The 2,329-nt window shown below is 40.3% G+C and carries 2 protein-coding genes; one reads left to right on the top strand and one right to left on the bottom strand.

The genetic code is table 11. The features are described from left to right. Positions 1 to 521 precede the first annotated feature (521 nt). Positions 522 to 1,817 (top strand): hypothetical protein, encoded by a 1,296-nt coding sequence (locus QCH34_RS10965; RefSeq protein WP_300334070.1) that lies wholly within the window; start codon positions 522 to 524, stop codon positions 1,815 to 1,817. Positions 1,818 to 1,943: 126 nt separating this feature from the next. Here QCH34_RS10965 and QCH34_RS10960 read toward each other — a convergent pair. Next, a partial coding sequence (locus QCH34_RS10960) for a hypothetical protein (RefSeq protein ID WP_300334067.1) occupies positions 1,944 to 2,329 on the bottom strand: 386 nt, incomplete at its 5' end.

Genomic DNA, 2,329 nt, shown 5'->3' with positions numbered 1-2,329 from the left:
CGCCCGGACGGTCACCACCTTCATCGTGGCCCACCGGCTCTCGACGATCCGGCGGGCCGACATCATCTATGTCATGAGCAAAGGCCGGATCGTGGAGAGCGGCACGCACACCGAATTGATGGATCGGCGGGGGAAGTACTACGAGCTGTATCAGTCGGGCGGGTGAGATGGTCTGCGTTTTTAAGAGGATTCATTGGATGGAGATTAAGAACATTATTATTTGTCTCATCCTGATACCAATAAGTAAAAAAGGTCAAATCTTTGAATGATTGGAATTATTTAATATTGAATTGTATAAAAATAAGAAACCGATTATTACAAATATTGATCGGTGAATGATAAAAATATCTTAACACTAGATCCAAAGTCTTATTCAGATCATTCAAAATTATACATCTTTCTCGATATTGAATAGAGGAATGAAGTTATTCAAAAATTAACGACAATTTCCAAAAATATTCAAACAAATCCGACATAGGAAATTAAAGTTGTCATATTATGCATTAACAGGGGTCGACACGATGCAAAAGAAATCTATCCGGTATTATCTGAAATGGGCTAAATACAATAAATGTATCAACCTCTTTGATACGGAATGGTGGAAACACGAAGATCTCATCGAGTTTCAGGAATATCGTCTTCACAAGATCCTTAAATACGCATATAAACACGTTCCCGGTTACCGTAAAAAATTAAAATTAGCGGGGATTGCACCAAAACATATACGATCTCTTGACGATCTCCGAAAATTACCAATTATTACACGGGAAGAATTACAAAATAATCCTGATTTAGTTAATGAGGAAATGATATACAACACCCTATATACGGGGGGTTCGACCGGAACTTCACTACAATATTATGAATCCCATAAAAGTAGTGAAATTCGTTGGAATGCACATCTTCGTGGGTGGTCATGGAATGGATATCAACCAGGAAAGAGACTTGCTGTGGTAGCATCAGCACAAGGGACTCTGAAAGTGGAAAACACACTCAATCTCTATGGTGATCTTACCAAAGAAAATATGCATAAAAATGTTGAAGAGATAAAGAAATTTAATCCGCAGCACCTCAGGGGCTACGTGGGATCACTCTACATTCTTGCAAAATTTTGCCTCGATAATGATATTATACTCGAAGGAATAGAGTCTATCAATCCTATTTCTGAGAATCTTTATGATTTCCAGAGAGAGACTATGGAAGTGGCATTCAATTGCCCTGTTTTCGAAGAGTATTGTTGTAATGACGGAGGTGCGTGTGCTTGGGAATGTGATGCACATGAAGGATTGCATTACTGCATGGAAAGAGCAATTATTGAAGAAAATGGGAGCGAAATGGTAGTAACTGATCTTTGGAACATGGCAATGCCATTCATTAGATATATTAACGGAGATTCAGTCAAATTCCTTAATAAGAAGTGTTCATGTGGCAGGGATCTACCATTGATCAAAGTTAAAGGAAGAGATAATGATATTATAATTACAAAAGATGGCTTTTTAACTCCATCATTCTTGGTGCACCATGGAATAGGCATAGCTACTGCCATTGATAATAAAAATAGATTCCGTAGCGGTATTCACGCAATTCAATATGTACAAAAACCGGGATATGTGCTGGAAGTAAATCTTGTAAAAAATCCCTGGTGTAACGATGATGAAATCAAAGAATTAAATGAAAAATTATCAATAATCGCTGCTGGAATGGAGATTTATATTAAAATTGTTGATGAAATTCCGAAATCAAAAAAAGGAAAACGCGCATTCATTATTAATGAGGATATTGATTTATTAAAGAAAATGAAAAATTTGGCTCAGTAGAATAATTTTAATCGAATTGAGGTTGCCCCTAAGCAGTCAAAAACCCATGAAATTTAATTGCCAAACATTCAAATGATAAATTGGACGATCTAAATACAAATTCCTGTGGATGGGTAGGAGGAGATTTTACCTCTCAAAAAATTTGCCCAGAGCCCGCAGGAGAGGAGTAAATCCATAGGATCTCACGATATTTCTGGCAAAAAACAACGAATACGCAGCCATTGTTACGAAAAGATGGGGCCTGCTGAGGAATAGGGGCGCAGTCTTCAGGATGGCCGCGTTCGCCCGGAAAAGGGTGGCGAGGGCGCATTCGATATCCGGGCAGCTGAACGCCTTATCGTGCACGCAGTGCTGATTGTTGAGGATGGCGAGCATCGCCTCGTCCACCCCCCCCAGGCCCAATCGGGCAAAATTGTCCCGCAGGACGGCGTAGACCGTCTCCTTCTGGCCGCAGGACTTCTCCTCCGATTTGGCCGGCATGGTGCGCCACTGGACCAGCACCTCGTCCATGC

The organism is Methanocalculus sp. (genome assembly GCF_029762515.1).
GTDB lineage: Archaea > Halobacteriota > Methanomicrobia > Methanomicrobiales > Methanocorpusculaceae > Methanocalculus.
This window is presented reverse-complemented; position numbering and strand designations above follow the sequence as displayed.

What these genes read in the sequence shown, in the direction of transcription:
- QCH34_RS10965 (WP_300334070.1), top strand. Translation starts at nt 522, where the DNA reads ATGCAAAAGAAATCTATCCGGTATTATCTGAAATGGGCTAAATACAAT.